Genomic DNA, 2584 nt, shown 5'->3' on the forward strand with positions numbered 1-2584 from the left:
TCTTTAAATCCACATGCATCTGCTATGACAGATAATCTTACTATGCACCAAGAACCTTCTTGTGTTAACACACAACAAGGTAATGATGCATCATGCTCTACGACACAGCGCTATAGCTTTGCAAGAATCTATCTAGGCTTTATGCAAACAAAACTCTATACAGTGCTCTGTTGGTTTCTTACCTTTAACTTTGTCAATATTGCTTGGATATTTTTTAGATCTGAGAATATACAAGGAGCATGCAATCTCTTGAAAGGAATGTTTGGGGGTGTGGTGGTGTTGCCACAATTTTTAGAATCTAAGCTAGGGTTTCTTCATACTTGGGAGATTCATGGTGTGGGGATTAGGTTTGGGGAGTGGGCAGAAGCTATTGATGCAAGTTCTATGATTGTTTTTTCTAGTCTTTTTGCAACACTTATTGTATGTGTGGCGGTGAGGAATGGTATACAAACATTGCGCTCTTTTATCCCTAAATATTATACATTAATCCTAGGGATTGTTCTTTTTTATACCGCGCTTTTTACGCTTAGCGCGCATACCACCATTGAATTTTTATATTTTAATTTCTAATTTGGAAGAGTTATGATGCGAAATAAACTTTCTGCAAAAACTTGGAGTATAGCATTTGTTCTTATTATATTTCTTGGTAGTCTTTTTATTGTATCCATAAATTACTACCTTGATCCATTTGGATTACGAAGTGTAGAAAATAAAAATTTTACAAATCTTTCACGCGTTTCTTATTCCTATCTGTATCCTATCAAGATTGCGCAAAAAGCTCCATATTATCTCGTAGGGACTTCTCGCACTGAACATGTTAATCTGCCACTTCTTGCGCATTATCTCCGCAAGCATATTATATCCGTAGGAATGCCAGCACAAAGCTTTGAGGAATGTCTAACACTTATAAAAACCCTCAAAACCAATGGGAGTCATTTTGTAAGTGGCTTTGATGCTTTTGCACTTAACACTGAGCGTAAGCATAAGTATTTAAATCGCTTACAAGGCAATTCTCCCTTAAATATACAATATAACATCATAAAACTATTATTCAACCCCTATACACTCCAAGCTAGTTTTCAAACTCTCGCAGACATACTTTTCTCGCGCCCAAATGATTTAGCCTTTAGTAAAGATGATCTCTCTGTAGGAAAGAAAAATTCCTATAAAGAAATAGAACAGCAACGTTTCATAAAGCATCATCCACACTACAAAAATAATGGTGCAGAACTCTCCCCATACAATATTAACGAATCTCAGATTTTAGAATTTGCTACATTAGGGGATTCGCAAGATATTATTATCATTTTTCCCAAACATGCCTATTATTATAAACTCTTTGAAAAATACGGTGTGCAAGAAAAATATTTTCATGCAATAGAACTTTTAGTCAATAACACAAAAGCACGGGTATATAGCTTTTATGGGATTAACTCCATTACGCGAGATAAAGCAAACTTTGATGATTATGCGTGGCATTTTAAACCTAAGATTGGTAACCTTATCCTAGCAAAGATATTTCAAGATGAAAGTGTAGAAGTGCCAAAAGACTTTGGTGTAGAGCTCACAAAAGAAAATGTGGGAGCATATTTACAGAATCTAAGAGATTCTATACAAACAACTGAAGTTGACTAACAGCTATTATTTTGCAAATCTAATGCTTTTTGCTCCAAAGCAAAATACTGCTCTAATTTCATATCCAACTCAGCTTTTAGATTCTCTAATGCATTTGCTAGGGCTGTAATCCCTATACTTTGGTATTTTTCTGGATTTGTGAGATCAGATTCTAAGAGTGCAATACGCCCTTCAAGCTCCTCTATTTCTTGAGGTAGTGAATCTAGCGCGAGTTTTTCTTTGCAAAGATAGATTCTAAACCTCTAGCATCTTGATACTCTGTAAGATATAACTCTTTGTTTGCTATATGTAGCCACTTAGCTTTTACCCACCACACTATCCAAATACTCCAATCACTCTATCTACTTCTACTTTATTACCCTCTTATTAATTGGCATAGTTCCCACTTTCTTATATATTGTTTTGCTAGCACATACTAAATTCACACACCTCTTGCCAACATATCTACTTGTTGAAATATCCCATTCTCTCCCAATCTTGTTTCTATCCTACCTCTGGTTACTAGATCTCTATACTCCAAGCTCTTTATTGCTACATTGGTTATAAAAGCAAGTTACTTTGTTTTATATTTCTTGCTTTATTTTCTTATGTCATCTCAATAATAAGCGTATTGTGTGTAACAGAATCTATCACACAATAATTGCCAATCCTACAAAGATCAATCTTTAACTGCCTAACATCTGTAGCACCAAACTCTTGTCTTAATGTATCAAACCCTTGTGATTTATCTATATTGGAAGCACTTGCTTAGAGAATCTAAGTTTTATGGGTATATCTAAAGTCTAAAGCTATCTCTCCACCAAACGCAAAGCTTTGCTTAAAAGGATAAAAGTCTAAAACTAACTCTTTTTTTACAAACTTGCAAACCACAACATCACATTACTTTACACTACCTACAATCCTTCTAAACCCCTCTAACACACTACAACAGAATCTACCACATACTAAA

At 34.8% G+C, this 2584-nt stretch carries 2 protein-coding genes and 1 pseudogene; 2 read left to right on the forward strand and 1 reads right to left on the reverse strand.

What is annotated here, in order from left to right:
- Together B9T66_RS08960 and B9T66_RS08575 are read left to right on the forward strand one after the other, a co-directional pair.
- Window positions 1–570, forward strand: a pseudogene (locus B9T66_RS08960) (hypothetical protein); the annotation flags it as partial.
- Window positions 571–585: 15 nt separating this feature from the next.
- Entirely contained in the window at window positions 586–1635 is a 1050-nt protein-coding gene (locus tag B9T66_RS08575; protein ID WP_143429126.1) for a hypothetical protein, read from the forward strand.
- Here B9T66_RS08575 and B9T66_RS09390 read toward each other — a convergent pair.
- On the reverse strand, window positions 1632–1868 hold the full coding sequence (locus B9T66_RS09390) for an ABC transporter C-terminal domain-containing protein (protein WP_095628546.1): 237 nt from the start codon (window positions 1866–1868) through the stop codon (window positions 1632–1634). The two genes, B9T66_RS08575 and B9T66_RS09390, sit on opposite strands and share 4 nt — an antisense overlap.
- Window positions 1869–2584 lie beyond the last annotated feature (716 nt).

This window comes from Helicobacter sp. TUL, assembly GCF_002287135.1.
In the GTDB taxonomy this organism is placed as follows: Bacteria; Campylobacterota; Campylobacteria; order Campylobacterales; family Helicobacteraceae; genus Helicobacter_F.